Raw genomic sequence first — 19,259 nt, 5'->3', positions numbered from 1 at the left:
TGCAGCTCGACATGGACGCCTCTTCCCCCCTGTCCTTGCCGCGCACCGTGGCCCTCGTGGGGCTGATGGGCGCGGGCAAGAGCGCCATCGGCAAACGACTGGCGCTCAGACTCGGCCTCCCGTTTGTCGACGCAGACGATGAGATCGAGCGCGCGGCCGGCTGCACCATCGCTGAATTCTTCGAGAGGTACGGCGAGCAGGAGTTCCGCGCCGGTGAGCGCCGCGTGATCTCGCGCCTGCTCGACGAGACACCCCGTGTCCTGTCGACCGGCGGCGGCGCCTATATGGACCCTGAAACCCGTGCGCTGATGCAGGCCAGGACGCTGACCGTATGGCTGCGCGCCGAACTCGACGTGCTGTTCGACCGGGTGAAGAAGCGGACCCATCGACCGCTCTTGCGTCAGGGCGATCCCAAGGAAATTCTCGCGCGGCTCATGCAGGCGCGCTACCCGATCTACGCCGAGGCCGACATCGTGGTCGATTCGACCGCCCAGCCGGCGGACCGCACGACCGAGCAGGTGATCGACGCGATCCGCGCGTACCTGCAGGCAGAGAGAACAGGACAAACGGCATGAGCTCGCTCCGCACCATCCGCGTCGACCTGGCCGGTCGCGCGTACGACATTGCCATCGGCCCCGGCCTGATCGACCGCGCCGGCGAACTCTCGCGCCCGCTGCTGGCCGCGCCCCGCGTGACCATCGTGAGCGACGACACGGTCGAGCCGATCTACGGCGCGCGCCTCGTCGCTTCGTTCGAGAAAGCCGGCATCAAGACCCGCACGGTGACGGTGCCGGCCGGTGAGAGCAGCAAGGGTTTCGCCAGCTTCGGCCGGCTGATGAACGAGCTGCTCGACGGACGCCCCGACCGCAAGACCACCCTGGTGGCGCTGGGCGGCGGCGTCGTCGGCGACCTCACGGGCTTCGCGGCGGCCGTCCTGTTGCGCGGCGTCGACTTCATCCAGGTGCCGACCACGCTTCTGGCGCAGGTCGATTCCTCGGTCGGCGGCAAGACGGGCATCAACACGCGCCACGGCAAGAACCTGGTCGGCGCCTTCTACCAGCCGCGCCTGGTGATGGCCGACACGGCGGTGCTCGACACGCTGCCGCGCCGCGAGTTGCTGGCGGGCTATGCCGAGGTTGCGAAATACGGGCTGATCGACGATCCGGATTTCTTCACCTGGTGCGAGGCCAACGGCGCCAAGGTGCTGGCGGGCGATGCCGCGGCGCGCACCTACGCGATCGAGCAGAGCTGCCTGTCCAAGGCGCGCATCGTGGCCGCCGACGAGCGCGAGACCACCGACCTGCGCGCCCTCCTCAACCTCGGCCACACGTTCGGCCATGCGCTGGAGGCCGAGACCGGCTTCGGCGGGGCGTTGCTGCACGGCGAGGCCGTCGGCGCCGGCATGGCGATGGCCTTCGACCTGTCGGCCCGGCTCGGCCTCTGCCCGCAAGCCGATGCCGAGCGCGTGCGGCGCCATCTCGGGAGCGTGGGCCTGCCGGTGCGGCTGCGCACGATCGGCGGCGACAACAGCCGCACCTGGGACGCGGCGAAGCTGATCGAGCATATGCGCGGCGACAAGAAGGCCGAGGGCGGCAAGCTCACCTTCGTGCTGGCGCACGGCATCGGAAAATCCTTCGTGACGCGCGATGTCGACGAGGCGGGCCTGCGCGGCCTGCTCGACGACGCCATCGCGGCCTGAGGAGCAGCATGGACGCCGAGCTGCACTTCGACATCCCGCTTTCGATCGCGGTTCCCCTCGTCGTCGTCTGCCTGTTCCTGGCGGCGTATCTCTCGGCGGCGGAGACGGCGATCACGGGCGCCTCGCGGCCGCGCATGCATCGCCTCGCCCAGCAGGGAAATCCCAAAGCCGTCATCGTGAACGCTCTGCTCGACCGCAAGGACGAGACGGTGAGCGCCGTCCTGCTGGGCAACAACGTGGTCAACATCTTCTCCGCCTCGCTGTCGACGGCGGTGCTGACGGCGCTGTTCGGCGCGGCGGGCGTCGTCTACGCCACCCTGGTCATCGGCGTCCTGATCGTGATCTTCGCCGAAGTCATGCCCAAGACCTGGGCGCTGCTGCGCGCCGACCGCGTGGCGCTGGCACTGGCGCCGTCGATCATGGTGACGCTGACCATCCTGGGCCCGATGGCGCGCGGCGTGGCGGCGATCTCGCGCTTCTTCCTGAGGCTCCTGAACGTGCGCACCGACCGCACGCCCGACGCCGAGGAGCAGAGCGACGCGCTGCGCGGCGCCATCGAACTGCACGGCGAGGGCCAGAGCGGCGACAGCGCACCGGCCGAGAAGGCGATGCTGAGGTCGGTGCTCGATCTCGGCGACCGCACGGTGGGCGACGTCATGACCCATCGCGGCAGCGTCGTGCTGATCGATGCCGAGCAGCCGATCGAGAGCATCGTGACGCAGATGCTGGCGGCGCCCTACACGCGCATCCCGCTCTATCGCGGCCAGGCCGACAATGTGATCGGCATCATGCACGCCAAGGACCTCTTCCGCGCGGTCGAGGCGGCCGGCGGTCCCGCATCGGTGCAGATCGATTCGATCCTGACCCCGCCCTGGTTCATTCCGGAATCGACGATCCTGTTCGACCAGCTAGAGGCGTTTCGCGCACGGCACGAGCATTTCGCCATCGTGGTCGACGAATACGGCGCGCTGCGCGGCATCGTCACGCTCGAGGACATCATCGAGGAGATCGTGGGCGACATCGAGGACGAGCACGACGCCATCCGCCGCGGCGTGACCCGGCGCGAGGACGGCAGCATGGTCTGCCGCGGCGACGTGCCGATCCGCGACCTCAATCGCGAGTTCGGCTGGGGCCTGCCGGAAGACGTCGCCACGACCATCGCGGGCCTGGTGCTGCACGAAGCGCGACGCATCCCCGAAGTGGGCCAGGTTTATGCATTTTACGGTTTTCGCTTCGAGATTTTGAAGCGCGAGGGCACCCGCATCGCCGAGTTGCGGATCGTCCCGCCCGCCGCCATACAGGCGGGCAACTGACCTTCATCTGACACTGCGAGGACCGACCATGCCGCTATCGCCACCGGTCGGGCGACAGCACCTTCATACGCGCCGCGTCGTCTGCCAGGGCTTCTTCCGTGACGACGGGCTGTGGGACATCGAAGGCCGCATCACCGACGAGAAGACCTACGAGCACGCCAACGAGTGGCGCGGCCCGCTGCAGCCGGGCGACTTCGTGCACGACATGTCGATCCGGCTGACGATCGACCACAAGTTCACGATCGTCGACGCCGAGGCGGTGACCGACAAGTCGCCCTACCGCATGTGCGGCGACATCGCGCCCGCCTTCAAGAAGCTGATCGGCCTGCGCATCGGCGGCGGCTTCCATCGCGCGGTGCGCGAGCGGCTGGGCGGCATCCATGGCTGCACGCATATCGTCGAGCTGCTGGGGCCCGTCGCGACGACGGTGTTCCAGACCGTGTCGTCGAAGAAAGCGCAGGAACTCAACCGGGCGCACCGCGAGAAGACCGGCACCTTGCCGCCGAAGGATCCCAACGCCCCGCCCAAGCCGCGGCGCAAGCCCTACATGCTCGACACCTGCCACACCTGGGCGTCGGACAGCGAAGTCACCAAGCGCTGGGTGCCGCACTTCTATACCGGCCCCGACGCCGAAGCGGTCCGCGCCGCCGTCGAAGGCAAGGACGTGGAGATGGAAGGCTGACGGCGAGACGCCGTCAGCTTAAGGATCCCTCGCTACGCTCGGGATGACACCGTTTTTGAGAGTGGCGCACTGCGCCAACCCCACCACCCGTGTCATCCTGAGCGCAGCGAAGGATCCTTACTCCTTATTTGTCTTCCGCCGGCGTCAGCGTCTCCATGGCCAGCGCATGAAGGCCGGCGTCGAGTTCGTCCTTGAGCGCGGCATAGACCAGACGCTGGCGGGCGACGCGGGTTTTGCCCTCGAAGGCCTGCGACACGATTTCCACCCGGAAATGCGTCTCGCCGCCCTCGCGCCAACCGGCATGGCCGTGATGCTTCGAGGATTCGTCTTCGATGGCCAGACGCGCCGGCGCGAAGGCCGCCCGAAGCTTGCTGTCAATCGCCGTCGCCACCCTGCCCATGATCATCTTGCCTCATCTTGCCGGTTCAATTGGTTGAACACATATTAGTCCGATGGCCCGACGGAGAGTGAACCCACTGGCGGCAATGGATGGTGCGAAGCCGCACCAGCGCGTCTGCGAGTCGCCGGGCTGCCGGCTGCAGGGGGAATATCGTGCGCCGCGCGCCCGCGACAAGCTCGACGAATATCGCTGGTTCTGCCTCGACCATGTCCGCGACTACAACAAGAAGTGGGACTATTTCGCCGGTTTGGACTCCGACCAGATCGAGGCCCATATCCGTGCCGACACGACCTGGCGCCGGCCGGTCTGGCCGCTGGGGGCCCGCCGGAACGGCAATCCCTACGCCCATATCAAGGATCCGCTGGGCCTGGCCGACGATGCCGGCCTGGGGGAAAAGCCGCCGCCCAAGTACGATGGCAGCGAGCAACTGACCCCGGCGGAGCGCAACGCCCTCGATGTCCTCGAACTTTCATGGCCCCTTACCCGGAAAGTCGTGAAATCCCGCTACAAGGAATTGGTGAAGCTCCATCACCCCGACGCAAACGGTGGGGCGCGCGAAGCCGAGGAAAAGATTAAGGAAATCAACGCGGCCTATTCCACTCTGCGAGCCTCGGAGCACCTTCCGGCCGAATGATTTAGCCCTGCTTGGGGCTGTCCGTGCATTTGGCCGCTTGCGGCGCACAATTCTGCCTGCGACTATCGTTTTTGCCCGCAATTGGCGGGCATTGTTTTGTAGGAATTCGTGTGATGGCCTCTACGACGACCGCAGCCCGGCAGAATGTCTCGGGCATGCCGGATATCAAGGTTTCTGCGCGTCAGGTTTTCGGCATCGACACCGACATGGAAGTCCCGGCTTTCAGCACGGCGACCGAGCATGTCCCCCAGGTCGACGATGCCTACCTGTTCGATCACGACACGACGATGGCGATCCTCGCCGGCTTCGCCCACAACCGACGTGTGATGGTCCAGGGTTATCACGGCACCGGCAAGTCGACCCACATCGAGCAGGTCGCGTCGCGCCTCAACTGGCCCTGCCTGCGCGTCAACCTCGACAGCCACATCTCGCGTATCGACCTGATCGGCAAGGACGCGATCGTGCTGCGCGACGGCAAGCAGGTCACCGAGTTCCGTGAAGGCATCCTGCCGTGGGCGCTGCAGAACCCGACGGCGCTGGTGTTCGACGAATACGATGCCGGCCGCGCCGACGTGATGTTCGTGATCCAGCGCGTGCTCGAGGTCGACGGCAAGCTGACCCTGCTCGACCAGAACAAGGTCATCCATCCGCATCCGGCGTTCCGCCTGTTCTCGACCGCCAATACGGTCGGCCTCGGCGACACGACGGGCCTCTATCACGGCACGCAGCAGATCAACCAGGGCCAGATGGACCGCTGGTCGATCGTGACGACGCTCAACTACCTGCCGCACGACCAGGAAGTGAACATCGTCGCCGCCAAGACGCCGCACTACGACAACGAAGCGGGTCGCAAGACGATCGCCGCCATGGTGGCGCTGGCCGACCTCACCCGCGCGGGCTTCATCGCCGGCGACATCTCGACCGTCATGTCGCCGCGTACGGTGATCACCTGGGCCGAGAATGCGCGCATCTTCGGAGGCGACGTGGGCTTTGCCTTCCGTCTCACCTTCCTGAACAAGTGCGACGAGGTCGAGCGCAGCACGCTCGCCGAGTATTATCAGCGCTGCTTCGGCAAGGAATTGCCGGCGTCCAGCGGCAAGGGCGGCAAGCTGCACTAAGTTAGCAAAGAGGGCCGCATGGCCAAGGACTCCACTCCCCTCGAGGAGTTTCGTCGCGTCACCGCCACCACAATGCGGGCGGTGTCGCGCAAGGATGTGAACGTAGCCTTCGTTCCCGATGGCGGTTCACTGTTGGGCCAGGAAGCCCGCATCACCGTGCCGGCGCGCGATCTGCCGGTCGAGGATGTGAGCCGCGTCCGCGGCGAGGCCGACTCGATGGCGCTGAAGCTGCGCCACCACGACCGCAAGACCCACCTGCGCCGCGTCCCGCGCGGCGAGGCGGCGCGCGCGATCTTCGAGGCGGTCGAGCAGGTCCGCGTCGAGGCGCTGGGCGCCAAGAAGATGGTCGGCGTCGCCGACAATCTCTCCGCTTTGTGGCGCCAGCGCTCCGACCAGCGCGGCCATGCCCGCATCAAGAACAAGGAAGACGCGCCGATCGCCGACGTGATCGGCCTGATCGCCCGCGAGCAGCTCCTCGGCGCCGCGCCGCCGGAGTCGGCGAAGGCGATGGTCGACATGTGGCGCGCCGACATCGAGAGCGCCGCCGGCCGCGACTTCCAGAAGCTGCGCGAAGCGCTCACCAACCAGGAATCCTTCGCCCGCGCCGCCCGCCAATTGATCCGCGACCTGAAGCTCGGCGACGAGACGGCCGACCTGCAGGACGACGACAACGAGGACTCGCAGGACCAGGAGAACGCCGACGGCCAGTCGAACGAGACCGGCGACGACCAGAGCGATTCGAGCGAGACCCAGGGCTACGGCGCCCAGGGGGAGGAGACCGAGGACGCCTCCGAGCAGGACGACGCCTCCGAGACCGTCGCCGACCAGGCCCAGACCGAGATGCAGATGGGCTCGGGCGACGAGGAGGAGCCGGGCCGCGCCGAGCGTCCGTGGCTGCCGCCGGGCGCGCTCAGCAACGAGCCCGCCGGCCAGCAGTATCACGCCTATTCCAACAAGTTCGACGAGATCGTCGAGGCCGATGCGCTGTGCGACGCCGAGGAGCTCGGCCGCCTGCGCAACCACCTCGATCAGCAGCTCGCGCACCTGCAGGGCGTCATCGGCAAACTGGCCAACCGCCTGCAGCGCCGCCTGATGGCGCAGCAGAACCGCGCCTGGGAATTCGACCTCGACGAGGGCATCCTCGACGCCGCGCGCCTCACCCGCGTCGTCACCAATCCGATGCACGCTCTGTCGTTCAAGACCGAGCGCGACACCAACTTCCGCGACACCGTCGTGTCGCTGCTGATCGACAATTCGGGCTCGATGCGCGGCCGGCCGATCACGGTGGCGGCGATGAGCGCCGACATCCTGGCCCGCACGCTCGAGCGCTGCGGCGTGAAGGTCGAGATCCTGGGCTTCACGACGCGCGCCTGGAAGGGCGGCCAGAGCCGCGAGCAGTGGCTCGCCGCCGGCAAGCCGGCCAACCCGGGTCGCCTCAACGACCTGCGCCACATCATCTACAAGCCGGCCGATGCGCCGTGGCGTCGCGCCCGCAAGAACCTGGGCCTGATGCTGCGCGAGGGCATCCTCAAGGAGAATATCGACGGCGAGGCGCTCCTGTGGGCGCACAACCGCCTGCTGCCGCGGCCCGAGGAGCGCAAGATCCTCATGGTCATCTCCGACGGCGCGCCGGTCGACGACAGCACCCTGTCGGTCAATCCGGGCAACTATCTCGAGCGGCACCTGCGCGACGTCATCGACTGGATCGAGACGCGCTCGCCGGTCGAGCTGGTCGCCATCGGCATCGGCCACGACGTCACGCGCTACTACCGCCGCGCCGTCACCATCGTCGACGCCGACCAGTTGGGCGGCACGATGATGGAGCAGCTCGCCTCGCTGTTCGACGACGACGACAAGAAGGAGACCCGCGCCGCGCGCGGTTCGGGCAAGGGTGGCGGCAAGGTCGGAACCAAGTCCGGCAAGCGTGCGGCCTAGATCGAGCTGATTGTGAATCCGGTTCGAGAAACTTCGTCGTCTCGACCGGAGCACGCGGTGCGGAGCGGAGAGACCTTCCCTCCACCAAATGCCGGCAAATCGTGGAGAGAAGGTCTCTCCACTCCGCCTCGCTTCGCTCGGCTCCGGTCGAGACGACGGGCCTTCTAGCTCAGGCCATAATTCCCGTGACGAACCGCTTCCTTCTCGTTCTCTGCCTGCTTGCCACGGCCTGCGCCGGCGTCACGCCGCCGCCGGCCCTGGCGCAGGAAACGCCCGTCACCATCGAAAGCACGGCGCTCACGCTCAAGGTCGACGAACCGAAGGCCACGCGCGTCGGAAAGCTGATCTGGCGCGGCGGCCTCGAGATGCGCGCCAGCTCGCGCAATTTCGGCGGGCTCTCCGATATCCATGTCACGCCGGACGGCCGCACCCTCACCGCGATCTCCGACGAAGGCGCCTGGCTCATCGCCTCGCCGCGCCTCGATGACAAAGGCAATCTCGTCGGGCTGGCGGATGCCCGCATGGGCCAGTTGCGCGGGCTGGACGGCAAGCCGATCGACAGCAAGCCCGAGGCCGATGCCGAGGCCATGACGCTGCTGCCCGATGGATCGTGGATAGTGGCCTTCGAGCGCCGCCACAGGCTGTGGCGCTACACGTCGCTCGCGGCGACGCCGCTCCCCGTCGAGGGGCCCGCCGATATCGGCCGACAGCCGGGCAATGGCGGCATCGAGGCGATGACGGCCCTGACCGACGGCACGGTGATCGCCATCAGCGAGGAATACAGCCTGAAGCCTGCAACGGTGGTGGGCTGGATCGGCAAGCCCGACGGCAGCGGCCGCTACGCTTGGAGCCCCTTCGCCTATTCAACGGTCCCGGATTACAAGCCGACCGCGCTCACGGTCCTGCCCGATGGCTCGTTCGCCACGCTGGAGCGGGCTTTCGACATGGTGCGCGGGGTGCGCGTGCGGGTGATGAAGTTCGATGCTGCCCAGCTCAAGCCCGGCGCGACGGTAAAGGCCGAGGAGCTGGCGCACCTCGCCTCGCCTTACGCGGTCGATAATCTCGAAGGGCTGGCGGCGACGCGCGGCGCCAAGGGCGAGACGCTGCTCTGGCTGATGTCGGATGACAACTTCAATCCGCTTCAGCGCAATATTCTGATGCTGTTCGAACTAGCTCCGGGCTGAGCGAAGCTCAGCCCGTTGAGCGACAGGACATTGCTTTGCAATGTCCGAGAGCGCCGGAGGACGAACGACCGGCTCTGCCCCCTCAGAAGGAAAAGGCTTAAGCCGCCGCCTTCTTCGCGTCCTTCTTGCCCTTGGCCGACACGACGCGGCGCTTCAGCACCTTCATCTCGGGCGAGAGCTTGCTGTCGTTCGTGTCGAGCAGGTAGGCGTCGATGCCGCCATTGTGCTCGATCGTCTTGATGCCGCGGGGCGTCAGGCGCAGGCGCACCGCGTGACCCAGGGCATCGGACAGGACCGAAGCGATCTGCAGGTTCGACATGAACCGACGCCGCGACTTGTTGTTCGCGTGGCTCACATTGTTGCCGTACTGGACGGCCTTGCCCGAGAGGGCGCAGCGACGGGGCATGACAATATCCGCTAAAAAACGATCCCGCCGGAGGGCGGGAAGGCCGGCTTTTTACGGGCCTGACGGGTGCCCGTCAAGCGAACCAGTCCACGATCCTTTCGCTGATATCCTCGACCTGGTCCTCGGGAATGACCCGGCCCCGGGCCGAGATTCCCGCCTCGTGCACAGTGTTTGGGTCGCCCGAGATCAGGGGGTGCCACCAGTAGAGGTCCTGCTTGAAGTGGACCAGCCGGTACCCACAAGTCCTTGGGAGCCAATCCATCTTGGCCACCACCTTTGGGGTGAGCTGGATGCAGTCCGGCACGATCTTCTTGCGGTTCTTGTAGTCCCGGCAGAGCGCGGTCTTGGGATCCAGCAACTTGCAGCAGGTGTCGGTCTGGGCGAGTTCGCCCGTTCCCTCGTATTCCAGCTTGTTGACGCAACACATGCCGCAGCCGTCGCAGAGCGATTCCCACTCCTGCTTGTTCATCTCGGCAAGGGTCTTGCGCTTCCAGAAGGGCTCCTTCTGGGCCTCGGCGGCGCGGCGGGCGCGCTTGATGAAGGACTTAGCGACCATGGAAGGCTTGTAGCATGGACCGGGCCGCCGCGGCGGGGGTCAGGCGGCCGGCCTCGACCTCGCGCTCCAGGCCGCCGACCAGCCGGCGGACCTCGGGGTGCTTCTTCAGTTCCGACAGCAGGGTCTCGCCGACCTCGTTCCACATCCAGGCGCGGGCCTGCTCGGCGCGGCGCTTCTGAATGCCCTTCTCGCCCACCGCGGCGTTGAAGCGCTCGACCACGTCCCAGATCTCGGCGACGCCCTCGCCCACCTGGGCGGAGGCGGTCATGACCTCGGGCGTCCAGCCGGCGGTCGGGGAGCGCAGCATGCGCAGCGCGTGCTGGTAGTCGGCGGCGGAGCGCTGAGCGGTCGCCTTGAGATCGCCGTCGGCCTTGTTGACCACGATGAGGTCGGCGAGCTCGATCACGCCGCGCTTGATGCCTTGCAGGTCATCGCCGCCGGCCGGCAGCAGCAGCACGATGAACATGTCGACCATGTCGGAGACCGCCGTCTCGGACTGCCCCACGCCCACCGTCTCGACGATCACCGTGTCGAAGCCCGCCGCCTCCACCAGCAGCATCGTCTCGCGCGTGCGCCGGGCGACGCCGCCCAGGGTGATGCCGGCCGGCGAAGGCCGGATGAAGGCGCCAAGACGCCGCGACAGCTCTTCCATGCGTGTCTTGTCGCCCAGGATCGAGCCGCCGCCGCGCTTCGACGAGGGATCGATCGCCAGCACGGCCAGCGACCGGCCACGCTCCAGCAGAGAGAGACCGAAACGTTCGATCAGGGTCGACTTGCCGACTCCGGGCACGCCGGTGATGCCCAGCCGTACGGACTTGCCGGTATGCGGCAGCACCTGGGCCAGCAACGCATCGGCGCGCGCGCGATGGTCGCTGCGCGTCGATTCGATCAGGGTGATGGCCTGCGCGAGCGCCCGCCGGTCCCCTGCCAGCAGGGGCGCGAGAAGCGGATCGGCCGATTCGTTGGAAATCGCTGCGGACGCACTCATCGGCGGCGAGATTTATCAGCCGCGGCGGCGCATTGCCAGCAAGGCGCCGAGGGTCGCGACCGCGTAGAAAAAGCCCAGCGTCCAGCCGAGGCCGGGTTCGTCGAACGCATCCATTGCCGCCCCCGTGAGCGGCCGGCCGACCAGACCGCCGACGATGTAGATCAGGCTGAAGGCGGTATTCGCGCGGGCGATGTCGCCGCCGTGGAAGCGCTGGCCGAGCAGCGCCAGGCCCACCGGATAGATCGCGAACGAGATGCCGCCCCACAGCATGATCACGCCGACGATGGCGAGCGACTGGGCCGGCACGAAGGTAAGGCCGATCACCAGCCCCGCGCTGACCAGCGTGCAGCCCGCCAGCACGGCGCGCCGGTCGAGATGATCGGCCAGCCAGCCGATCGGCCACTGCATGACCACGTTGCCCACCACGAAGGCCGAGAGCCACAGCGCGCCGATTTCGGGCGCGACACCGGCACCGACCGCATAGACCGGCAGGAAACTGAAGGCGACCTGCTCACCGAGGCCGCCGGCGAAGGCCGCCAGCATGGCGAGCGGAGCGGCCACGATGATCGGGGCATAGCCGCTGTCCTCGTGATGCTCGATTGCCGGCGCCTTGTTCCAGTGGGGCAGCAGCGGCAGGGCGACCAGCAGCGCGAGCCCGGCGCAGGTCAGGAACGGCGCCGGCCCATAGACGCCGACGATCTGCAGCACGAAGGGGCCCAGCGCCATGCCGAGCGCCATCATGGTGGCATAGACCGCCATGACCCGGCCGCGGCGCTTCTCCTCCACGACGGTGTTCATCCAGATCTCGCTCACCACCCAGGGCACGCCGCCGACCGCGCCATGCAGGAGGGTAAGCACGAACCAGATGACCGGACTGGTGGTCAGCGTGTAGGCGACCGTGAGCAGCGAGCCGGTCACGACTGCGGACAGGATGAACGGCACCGCACCGAAGCGTGCTGCCAACCGTGGAATGTACGGCCCGGTAACCAGCATGCCGATCGCCCAGGCGGCGGCGATGATGCCGATGGTGAGCTTGTCCGCGCCCTGCCGCTCCAGCGCGAGCGGCACCAGCGGCATCGCGACGCCGGATTGCAGGCCGATGGCGGCACAGGCGGCGAAGACGGGAACCAGCGACCGCCAGGGGCCGGTCGCCGCCGTTTCCGTGCTAGTCGGCGACACGCAGATGCCCCTCGCCGCGCAAGGACGCCGGCTCCTCGATGCGGCGCTCGGCCTCGGCAGCGGCCTCCTGCTGGCGGCGCCACATATCGGCATAGAGGCCGTCGCGGGCCAGCAGCTCGCCATGGCGGCCGCGCTCGGCGACACGGCCACGATCGAGGACGACGATCTCGTCGGCATTGATGATGGTCGACAGGCGATGGGCGATCATCACCGTGGTGCGGCCGCGGCTCACCTCTTCCAGCGAGCGCTGGATCTCCTGCTCGGTGCGCGTGTCGAGCGCGCTGGTCGCCTCGTCGAACAGCAGGATGCTCGGGTTCTTCAGGATGGTGCGGGCGATCGCCACGCGCTGCTTCTCGCCGCCCGAAAGCTTCAGCCCGCGCTCGCCCACCGTCGTGTCGTAGCCCAGCGGCAGGGCCATGATGAAATCGTGGATGCGGGCCAGCCTGGCTGCCTCCTCGACCTGCTCGCGGGTACAGTTCGGCCGGCCATAGCAGATGTTGTAGTAGATCGTGTCGTTGAACAGCACCGTGTCCTGCGGCACGACGCCGATGGCGGCGCGCAGGCTCGCCTGCTGGACCTCACGGATGTCCTGGCCGTCGATGCGCACATGGCCCGACGAGACATCGTAGAAGCGGAACAGGATGCGCGAGACCGTCGACTTGCCGGCGCCGCTCGAGCCGACGATGGCCACCGTATGGCCCGGCGCCACGCGGAAACTGACATCGTGCAGGATCGGCCGCGTCGGCTCGTAGCAGAAGTCGACATGGTCGAACACGATCTCGCCGCCGCTGACGGCGAGCGGCGGGGCCTCAGGCCTGTCGGCGATCTCGGCCGGCACGTCGAGCAGGCCGAACATCTTCTCCATGCTGACGAGGGCGTTGCGGATCTCGCGATAGGCGAAGCCCAGCATGTTGAGCGGCATGTAGAGCTGGATCAGGAAGGCGTTGACCGCGACGAAGTCGCCGATCGTCATCGTGCCGGCGATCACGCCCTGGCCCGCCATTGCCATGACCGTGACGAGGCCGACCGAGATGATGGTGCCCTGGCCGATATTGAGCAGCGACAGCGTGCGGCTCGAGCGGATGGCGGCATCCTCGTAGCGTCGGCGGCCGACATCGTAGCGCCGCGCCTCGTGCGCTTCGTTGCCGAAATATTTCACCGTCTCGAAGTTCAGCAGGCTGTCGATCGCCTTGGCATTGGCCTCGGTATCGGCCTCGTTCATCGAGCGCACGAACTTGATGCGCCATTCCGAGAAGACGATCGAGAAGGCGATGTAGACGCCGACCACGACGAGCGTGACGACCGAGAAGCGCCAGTCGTAGAGGCTCCACAGGATGGCCCCGACCAGGACGATCTCGAACAGGGTGGGCAGGATGTTGAAGGTCGTGAAGCGGATCAGGAAGTCCATGCCCTGCGTGCCGCGCTCGATGACGCGGCTGATACCGCCTGTCTGCCGCTCCAGATGGAACCGCAGAGACAGTGCATGGAGATGGCCGAATACCTGCAGGGCGAGGTTACGGATCGCCCGCTGGGCGACGGGGGCGAAAATCGCGTCGCGGATCTCCCCGAAAGCCTGCGCCAGGACACGGGCAAAACCGTAGGCAGCGATCAGGGCGATCGGCACGGCAACCGCCTGGGCGGCCGGCGTTCCCAGCGCATCGACGGCATCCTTGTAGAGGATCGGCACGTAGACGTTGACGACCTTGGCCAGCACCAGCAGCACCAGGGCAACGACCACGCGGATGCGCAGGGTCTTTTCACCTTTTGGCCACAAATGCCGGGCCAAAACCCCGATCACGCCCCAGCTGCGCGAGGCGCCGATCCTGGGAGGGCCGTCATTCTCGGTCGTCGACATGAACGAAAAATGCCTTATTGGGCCACCATGTTGGGTGGCGAAGGGAGCGACGGCCTTCTATCGTGCCAAGCAGGCCGAAGTAAGCCCCTCATAGAAAGGGACTCTCATGAGATTTCGTAAGGCCTTGGCAGCGTTTGCCTTGAGCGTGGCGGCTCCCGCGGCAGCGTCTGCACAAGACGCAAGGCAGGTCGACATCGCCTACGAGATCACCTTCGCAGGCCTCTCCGGCTTCCGCATCGACGTCACCGCCAAGTTCAACGGCGCGAGTTACGACGTGGAAAGCCGGACCTTCAAGGAAGGTATCCTGAAGGCGGTCACCATGAATTATGAAGGCCGCAACCGCGCCTGGGGCGGCTTCTCGACGCAAGGTGCGCGCCCGTCCGCCGGCTCGCTGTCGATCGTCGTCGGCGACAAGCCGCGCACCTGGGTCGCGCAGTATGGCGGCGGCACGATGCAGGAGCAGCACAATCCGGCCTACAAGCCCTTGCCGCAGAACACCATCACCGACGACCAGCGGCGTGGTTCGCTCGATCCGCTCTCGGCGGCGCTCAGTGTCGGCTTCGCGGGCGATGCCGCCTGCGACCGCACCGTGCAGAGCAACGACGGCAAGCGCCGCATCGACATCACGGTCAAGAAGGTCGGGACCGAGCCCGCGGCGACGGCCGGGGTGCCCGGCGCCCAGGGCGACCTGTTGGTCTGCGAGATCTTCACCAAGCGCATCGCCGGCGAATTCGACGAGGCACCCAAGGAAGCCGAGACCGAGCGCGAACGTCCGATGCGCGTCTGGTTCGCCCGCCTCGACCAGAGCCAGATGCGCTATCCCGCCAAGCTCGAAGCCCAGACCGGCTTCGGCACGATCCGCGGCCGCATCCTCAGCTTCCGCGAGCGTGCCCTGACGCCGGAAGAAAGCCAGGCGATGCGGAAGTAGGACGAGCTGAGCACCTCATTGGAGCGCGCCACTCCAGTGGCGCAATCATGATCTTGAGCGCAACTGGAGTTGCGCGCTCCATTGAGAATGCGTGTCCCTACGCCGCGCGCTTCTGGTCGCGCTGGCGCAGGATCGACAGGATCTCCGCGGCGGCGGCCGGGATATTGGTGCCCGGGCCGTAGATCGCGGCGACGCCCGCCTTCTTCAGGAAGTCGTAGTCCTGGGCGGGAATGACGCCGCCGACCACGACCATGATTTCCGAGCCGTTCTGCTTGGCGAGCTCCTCGATGAGCTGCGGCACCAGCGTCTTGTGGCCGGCGGCCTGGCTCGAGATGCCGATCACGTGCACGTCGTTTTCGATGGCGGCGCGGGCGGCTTCCTCGGGCGTCTGGAAGAGCGGGCCGATATCGACGTCGAAGCCGAGGTCCGCGAATGCGGTGGCGATCACCTTGGCGCCGCGATCGTGGCCGTCCTGGCCCATCTTCACGACCATGAGACGCGGCCGGCGGCCTTCCTCTTCGGCGAAAGCGGCAATGTCGGTGCGGATACGCTCCAGCCCGACGTCGCCCTCCCATTCGCCGGCATAGACGCCGGCGATCGAGCGGATGGTGGCCTGGTAGCGGCCATAGACGCCCTCCAGCGCCGACGAGATCTCGCCCACGGTGGCGCGCGCGCGTGTCGCCTCGATCGAGAGGCCCAGGAGGTTGCCGGTGCCGTTGCGTGCGGCCTCGCCCAGTGCCTTGAGCGCTTCGACGCACCTGGTCTCGTCGCGGGTCGTGCGGATCTTGTGCAGGCGGCTGAGCTGGGCCTCGCGCACGACGTCGTTGTCGATGTCGAGGATGTCGATCGGCGGCTCTTCCTTGAGCTGGAACTTGTTCACGCCGACCACGATCTCCTCGCCGCGGTCGATGCGGGCCTGGCGGCGTGCCGAGGCTTCCTCGATGCGCATCTTGGGCATGCCGGCCTCGACGGCCTTGGTCATGCCGCCCAGCGCCTCGACTTCCTGGATCAGCTTGCGCGCCTCGGCGACGAGGCTCGCGGTCAGCGATTCGACGTAGTAGCTGCCGGCCAGCGGATCGACGACCTTGGTGACGCCGGTCTCGTGCTGGAGGATCAGCTGGGTGTTGCGTGCGATGCGGGCCGAGGTCGGCGTCGGCAGCGCGATCGCCTCGTCGAACGAGTTGGTGTGCAGCGACTGCGTGCCGCCCAGCACCGCCGCCAACGCCTCGTAGGCGGTGCGGATCACGTTGTTGTACGGATCCTTCTCGGTGAGCGAGACGCCCGAGGTCTGGCAGTGCGTGCGCAGCGACAGCGAATCGGCCTTCTTGGGCTCGAACGGCTTGATCAGCTCGGCCCACAGGAAGCGCGCGGCGCGGAGCTTCGCGGCTTCCATGAAGAAGTTCATGCCGATGCAGAAGAAGAACGAGAGGCGCGGCGCGAAGGCGTCGATGTCGAGGCCCTTGGCCTTGGCGGCGCGGACATATTCGAGTCCATCCGCAAGAGTAAATGCCAACTCTTGAACAAGCGTCGAGCCCGCCTCCTGCATGTGATAGCCGGAGATCGAGATCGAGTTGAACTTGGGCATGTAGAGCGCGGTGTGCTCGATGATGTCGGCCACGATGCGCATGGAAGGTCCGGGCGGATAGATATAGGTGTTCCGGACCATGAACTCCTTGAGGATGTCGTTCTGGATCGTGCCCGCGAGCTTGTCCTGCGGCACGCCCTGCTCCTCGGCGGCGACGATGTAGCCGGCGAGCACCGGCAGCACGGCGCCGTTCATCGTCATCGACACGCTCATCTTGTCGAGCGGGATGCCGTCGAACAGGATCTTCATGTCCTCGACGGAATCGATTGCGACACCGGCCTTGCCGACGTCGCCGACGACGCGCGGATGATCGGAATCGTAGCCGCGATGGGTGGCGAGATCGAACGCCACCGACAGGCCCATCTGGCCGGCCGCGAGATTGGCGCGATAGAACTTGTTGCTCTCTTCCGCCGTCGAGAAGCCGGCATACTGGCGGACCGTCCAGGGACGCCCCGTGTACATCGTGGCCTTGGGGCCGCGCGTGAAGGGCGGGAAGCCGGGCAGCGAGCCGACCGTCTCGATCTGCTCGAGATCGGCCGCCGTGTAGATCGGCTTCACCGCGATGCCCTCGGGGGTCATCCAGGTGAGGTCATCGATCGGGCGCTCGCGCAGTTCCTTCGCTGCGAGCTTTTCCCAGTCGGCGAGGGTCTTCTTCGGAAAATCGGCCATACCCACAATGTACTGCGGATTTCCGGCCAGAAAAGACCCGCTATTCGTTGGCCAGGCCCTCTTTATTCGTTGGCCAAAATCGTGTTTCGCACCAAGGGATAGATCTGGGTCGCCCAGCGGCGGCCGCTGAACACGCCGTAATGGCCGACGCCGGCCTGCATATAGTGTTTCTTGCGGTAGGGCCGCAGGCTGGAACAGAGGTCGTGGGCGGCCACGGTCTGGCCCAGGGCGCAGATATCGTCGCGCTCGCCCTCGATCGTGAACAGGGCGGTCTTGCGGATCGCCTTGGGGTTGACCCGCCTTCCCTTGTAGTCGAGCTCGCCCTTGGGCAGCCGGTGCTCCTGGAACACCCACTGCACGGTCTCCAGATAAAACTCTGCCGCCATATCGAGCACGGCGAAGTATTCGTCGTAGAAGGCCTTGATGGTGGCAGCCTGCTCGGTCTCGCCCTTGGCAAGGTGGTTGTAGAGATCGACCTGCGCCTTGATGTGGCGCTCGGCGTTCATGCTCATGAAGGCGGTAAGCTGGATGAAGCCGGGATAGACGCGCCGCGTGGCACCGGGATAACGCAGCGGCACGCGGTGGATCAGGTTCTGCTCGAACCATTCGATGGGCTTGCCCATCGCCAGCTCGTTGACCTTGGTCGGGCTGATGCGGGTGTCGATGGGACCCGCCATCAGGGTCATGCTGGCGGGCTGCGCCGGATTGTCGTCCTCGGCCATGATCGCCACCGCCGCCAGCGCCTGGACGCAGGGCTGGCACACGGCGATGACGTGGGCGCCGGGGCCCATCACTTCGAGGAACTGGATCAGGTGCTCGACATACTCGTCGAAGCCGAAGCGGCCGTTCCAGATGCCGACGTCGCGGGCATTGGCCCAGTCGGTAATATGGACGTCATGGTCGGGCAACAGAACGCGCACGGTATCGCGCAACAGGGTCGCGAAATGCCCTGAAAGAGGCGCGACCAGCAGGACCTTGGGCTGCGGCGGGACGCCCACCTTGGCGAAGCGCAAAAGCGTGCCGAAGGGCGTCGAGAAAACCTCCTCCTCGCGCACCGCCACCATCTGGTTGCCGTACTTCACCTCGGGAATGCCGAAGGCGGGACGCTTGTGGGTGAGCGTGGCCCGCGTCGTCATCTCGCAGAGCGCGCTGGCGGCCCGCCAGCTCTCCGGTCTCGAACTGCCGCCCCCGTTGAGGGTTTGGCCCGCCGCTGTGGCCCACACACGGACCGGGAGCATCATATCGGCGGCGGTCTGGTACATCGCGTAAAGCATGAGGGGCGACCGGCTCGGAATTTGCATTTGTGCGGGCACCTAAGATACAGACAACCCACCAACCGGGGAGGGGTGGAGTCCATGGCCGAGGCCTCGCTCACCATCAGTAGCAAGAACTATTCCTCTTGGTCACTCAGAGGTTTTCTCCTGTGTCGAATTGCCGGCCTGGATTTCGAAGAGCGAGTCGCGCCCTGGGACGATCCCTCCACCCGCGCTGAACTGCTGCTGCTGTCGCCGTCGTTCCTCGTGCCCTCGCTGGAGCACGGTGCGGTCAAGGTCTGGGACACGCTGGCCATCGCCGAATATCTGAACGAAACCAAGCCGGATGCCGGCCTCCTGCCGACCGATCCGGCGGCGCGCGCCCATTGCCGCGCGGTGTGCGGCGAGATGCATTCGGGTTTCGCCAACCTGCGCTCGGCGCTGCCGATGAACCTCAAGGTGCGTCACGAAAGTTTCAAGGTGTGGGGCGGCGCGCAGGCCGACATCGAGCGGGTGACCACGATCTGGCGCGAGTGCCTGCAGACGTATGGCGGGCCCTACCTGTTCGGCAAGACGCCGACCATGGCCGACGCCATGTACGCCCCTGTCTGCACCCGCTTCCAGACCTATAACGTGAAGCTCGACCCGGCCTCGGCCGGCTACCGCGACCTGATGCTGCGCTTCCCGGCCCTGCTCGAATGGACGGCGGCCGCCAAGTCCGAGCCCGAGGAAGTCGAGGAGTTGGACGTCGAGTTCTAAGCTGCTGGGGGCGCGCCACTCCAGTGGCGCGTCTTCTCTTCTTGAACGCGCCACTGGTCGACGACGATCAACAACACATTCTTGGGCGCAGGCATGCTTTTTCACCGAGGTTGGAC

18 protein-coding genes are annotated in these 19,259 nt (G+C 66.6%); 10 read left to right on the top strand and 8 right to left on the bottom strand.

Annotated features, from left to right (window positions below):
• Positions 1–11: 11 nt before the first annotated feature.
• The 4 genes from AC1ROX_RS28240 to AC1ROX_RS28225 are packed head-to-tail and all read left to right on the top strand — an operon-like array spanning position 12 to position 3,694.
• Positions 12–575 (top strand): shikimate kinase, encoded by a 564-nt coding sequence (locus AC1ROX_RS28240; RefSeq protein WP_493131621.1) that lies wholly within the window; start codon positions 12–14, stop codon positions 573–575.
• The gene (gene aroB, locus AC1ROX_RS28235; RefSeq protein ID WP_493131619.1) at positions 572–1,699 is read left to right on the top strand and encodes a 3-dehydroquinate synthase; all 1,128 of its coding nucleotides are present in this window, start codon (positions 572–574) and stop codon (positions 1,697–1,699) included. Before AC1ROX_RS28240 ends, aroB begins: the two co-directional genes overlap by 4 nt.
• A gap of 8 nt (positions 1,700–1,707) precedes the next feature.
• Positions 1,708–3,012 carry an HlyC/CorC family transporter gene (locus tag AC1ROX_RS28230; RefSeq protein ID WP_493131617.1) on the top strand — a complete coding sequence of 435 codons (1,305 nt, stop codon included), beginning with the start codon at positions 1,708–1,710 and terminating at the stop codon, positions 3,010–3,012.
• A gap of 28 nt (positions 3,013–3,040) precedes the next feature.
• The gene (locus AC1ROX_RS28225; RefSeq protein ID WP_493131616.1) at positions 3,041–3,694 is read left to right on the top strand and encodes a DUF2889 domain-containing protein; all 654 of its coding nucleotides are present in this window, start codon (positions 3,041–3,043) and stop codon (positions 3,692–3,694) included.
• A gap of 124 nt (positions 3,695–3,818) precedes the next feature.
• On the opposite strand, the gene AC1ROX_RS28220 is transcribed toward AC1ROX_RS28225, so the two are convergent.
• Positions 3,819–4,100: a BolA family protein gene (locus AC1ROX_RS28220; protein WP_493131614.1), complete on the bottom strand. Its 282-nt coding sequence runs from the start codon at positions 4,098–4,100 to the stop codon at positions 3,819–3,821.
• A gap of 79 nt (positions 4,101–4,179) precedes the next feature.
• Between AC1ROX_RS28220 and AC1ROX_RS28215 the strand changes: the two genes are divergently transcribed.
• From AC1ROX_RS28215 to AC1ROX_RS28200, 4 genes are all read left to right on the top strand, one after another.
• Positions 4,180–4,728 (top strand): J domain-containing protein, encoded by a 549-nt coding sequence (locus AC1ROX_RS28215; protein WP_493131612.1) that lies wholly within the window; start codon positions 4,180–4,182, stop codon positions 4,726–4,728.
• Between the two features lie 113 nt (positions 4,729–4,841).
• On the top strand, positions 4,842–5,846 hold the full coding sequence (gene cobS, locus AC1ROX_RS28210; RefSeq protein WP_493131610.1) for a cobaltochelatase subunit CobS: 1,005 nt from the start codon (positions 4,842–4,844) through the stop codon (positions 5,844–5,846).
• An 18-nt stretch (positions 5,847–5,864) separates the two neighbouring features.
• Positions 5,865–7,781 (top strand): cobaltochelatase subunit CobT, encoded by a 1,917-nt coding sequence (cobT, locus tag AC1ROX_RS28205; RefSeq protein WP_493131608.1) that lies wholly within the window; start codon positions 5,865–5,867, stop codon positions 7,779–7,781.
• A gap of 185 nt (positions 7,782–7,966) precedes the next feature.
• Positions 7,967–8,965, top strand: a complete 999-nt coding sequence (locus AC1ROX_RS28200; protein ID WP_493131606.1) for an esterase-like activity of phytase family protein — start codon at positions 7,967–7,969, stop codon at positions 8,963–8,965.
• Between the two features lie 97 nt (positions 8,966–9,062).
• On the opposite strand, the gene rpmB is transcribed toward AC1ROX_RS28200, so the two are convergent.
• The 5 genes from rpmB to AC1ROX_RS28175 all read right to left on the bottom strand — a co-directional run bounded on the left by rpmB (position 9,063) and on the right by AC1ROX_RS28175 (position 13,949).
• Positions 9,063–9,371 carry a 50S ribosomal protein L28 gene (gene rpmB / locus AC1ROX_RS28195; RefSeq protein WP_493131604.1) on the bottom strand — a complete coding sequence of 103 codons (309 nt, stop codon included), beginning with the start codon at positions 9,369–9,371 and terminating at the stop codon, positions 9,063–9,065.
• Between the two features lie 73 nt (positions 9,372–9,444).
• Positions 9,445–9,927, bottom strand: a complete 483-nt coding sequence (locus AC1ROX_RS28190) for a YcgN family cysteine cluster protein (protein WP_493131602.1) — start codon at positions 9,925–9,927, stop codon at positions 9,445–9,447.
• On the bottom strand, positions 9,917–10,915 hold the full coding sequence (meaB, locus tag AC1ROX_RS28185; protein ID WP_493131600.1) for a methylmalonyl Co-A mutase-associated GTPase MeaB: 999 nt from the start codon (positions 10,913–10,915) through the stop codon (positions 9,917–9,919). Before meaB ends, AC1ROX_RS28190 begins: the two co-directional genes overlap by 11 nt.
• A gap of 15 nt (positions 10,916–10,930) precedes the next feature.
• On the bottom strand, positions 10,931–12,094 hold the full coding sequence (locus tag AC1ROX_RS28180) for an MFS transporter (RefSeq protein ID WP_493131598.1): 1,164 nt from the start codon (positions 12,092–12,094) through the stop codon (positions 10,931–10,933).
• On the bottom strand, positions 12,081–13,949 hold the full coding sequence (locus tag AC1ROX_RS28175; RefSeq protein ID WP_493131596.1) for an ABCB family ABC transporter ATP-binding protein/permease: 1,869 nt from the start codon (positions 13,947–13,949) through the stop codon (positions 12,081–12,083). The genes AC1ROX_RS28180 and AC1ROX_RS28175 overlap by 14 nt, the downstream gene beginning before the upstream one ends.
• Before the next feature lie 106 nt (positions 13,950–14,055).
• Here AC1ROX_RS28175 and AC1ROX_RS28170 point away from each other — a divergent pair, with 106 nt between their 5' ends.
• Positions 14,056–14,877 carry a DUF3108 domain-containing protein gene (locus AC1ROX_RS28170; protein WP_493131594.1) on the top strand — a complete coding sequence of 274 codons (822 nt, stop codon included), beginning with the start codon at positions 14,056–14,058 and terminating at the stop codon, positions 14,875–14,877.
• 97 nt (positions 14,878–14,974) lie between these two features.
• Here AC1ROX_RS28170 and scpA read toward each other — a convergent pair whose 3' ends face one another.
• Both scpA and AC1ROX_RS28160 read right to left on the bottom strand, forming a co-directional pair.
• Positions 14,975–17,131, bottom strand: coding sequence for a methylmalonyl-CoA mutase (gene scpA, locus AC1ROX_RS28165; RefSeq protein WP_493131591.1), 2,157 nt, complete (start codon positions 17,129–17,131; stop codon positions 14,975–14,977).
• 62 nt (positions 17,132–17,193) lie between these two features.
• Entirely contained in the window at positions 17,194–18,405 is a 1,212-nt protein-coding gene (locus AC1ROX_RS28160) for a polyhydroxyalkanoate depolymerase (protein ID WP_493131589.1), read from the bottom strand.
• A gap of 81 nt (positions 18,406–18,486) precedes the next feature.
• Between AC1ROX_RS28160 and AC1ROX_RS28155 the strand changes: the two genes are divergently transcribed.
• Complete coding sequence (locus AC1ROX_RS28155; RefSeq protein WP_493131587.1) at positions 18,487–19,143, top strand: glutathione S-transferase family protein; 657 nt, start codon at positions 18,487–18,489, stop codon at positions 19,141–19,143.
• The last annotated feature ends 116 nt before the right edge of the window (positions 19,144–19,259 follow it).

The organism is Reyranella sp. GW821-FHT14A01, assembly GCF_058803965.1.
This window is presented reverse-complemented; position numbering and strand designations above follow the sequence as displayed.

What these genes read in the sequence shown, in the direction of transcription:
- AC1ROX_RS28240 (WP_493131621.1), top strand. Translation starts at nt 12, where the DNA reads ATGGACGCCTCTTCCCCCCTGTCCTTGCCGCGCACCGTGGCCCTCGTG.
- aroB (WP_493131619.1), top strand. Translation starts at nt 572, where the DNA reads ATGAGCTCGCTCCGCACCATCCGCGTCGACCTGGCCGGTCGCGCGTAC.
- AC1ROX_RS28230 (WP_493131617.1), top strand. Translation starts at nt 1,708, where the DNA reads ATGGACGCCGAGCTGCACTTCGACATCCCGCTTTCGATCGCGGTTCCC.
- AC1ROX_RS28225 (WP_493131616.1), top strand. Translation starts at nt 3,041, where the DNA reads ATGCCGCTATCGCCACCGGTCGGGCGACAGCACCTTCATACGCGCCGC.
- AC1ROX_RS28220 (WP_493131614.1), bottom strand. Translation starts at nt 4,100, where the DNA reads ATGATCATGGGCAGGGTGGCGACGGCGATTGACAGCAAGCTTCGGGCG.
- AC1ROX_RS28215 (WP_493131612.1), top strand. Translation starts at nt 4,180, where the DNA reads ATGGATGGTGCGAAGCCGCACCAGCGCGTCTGCGAGTCGCCGGGCTGC.
- cobS (WP_493131610.1), top strand. Translation starts at nt 4,842, where the DNA reads ATGGCCTCTACGACGACCGCAGCCCGGCAGAATGTCTCGGGCATGCCG.
- cobT (WP_493131608.1), top strand. Translation starts at nt 5,865, where the DNA reads ATGGCCAAGGACTCCACTCCCCTCGAGGAGTTTCGTCGCGTCACCGCC.
- rpmB (WP_493131604.1), bottom strand. Translation starts at nt 9,371, where the DNA reads ATGCCCCGTCGCTGCGCCCTCTCGGGCAAGGCCGTCCAGTACGGCAAC.
- AC1ROX_RS28190 (WP_493131602.1), bottom strand. Translation starts at nt 9,927, where the DNA reads ATGGTCGCTAAGTCCTTCATCAAGCGCGCCCGCCGCGCCGCCGAGGCC.
- meaB (WP_493131600.1), bottom strand. Translation starts at nt 10,915, where the DNA reads ATGAGTGCGTCCGCAGCGATTTCCAACGAATCGGCCGATCCGCTTCTC.
- AC1ROX_RS28175 (WP_493131596.1), bottom strand. Translation starts at nt 13,949, where the DNA reads ATGTCGACGACCGAGAATGACGGCCCTCCCAGGATCGGCGCCTCGCGC.
- AC1ROX_RS28170 (WP_493131594.1), top strand. Translation starts at nt 14,056, where the DNA reads ATGAGATTTCGTAAGGCCTTGGCAGCGTTTGCCTTGAGCGTGGCGGCT.
- scpA (WP_493131591.1), bottom strand. Translation starts at nt 17,131, where the DNA reads ATGGCCGATTTTCCGAAGAAGACCCTCGCCGACTGGGAAAAGCTCGCA.
- AC1ROX_RS28160 (WP_493131589.1), bottom strand. Translation starts at nt 18,405, where the DNA reads ATGCTTTACGCGATGTACCAGACCGCCGCCGATATGATGCTCCCGGTC.
- AC1ROX_RS28155 (WP_493131587.1), top strand. Translation starts at nt 18,487, where the DNA reads ATGGCCGAGGCCTCGCTCACCATCAGTAGCAAGAACTATTCCTCTTGG.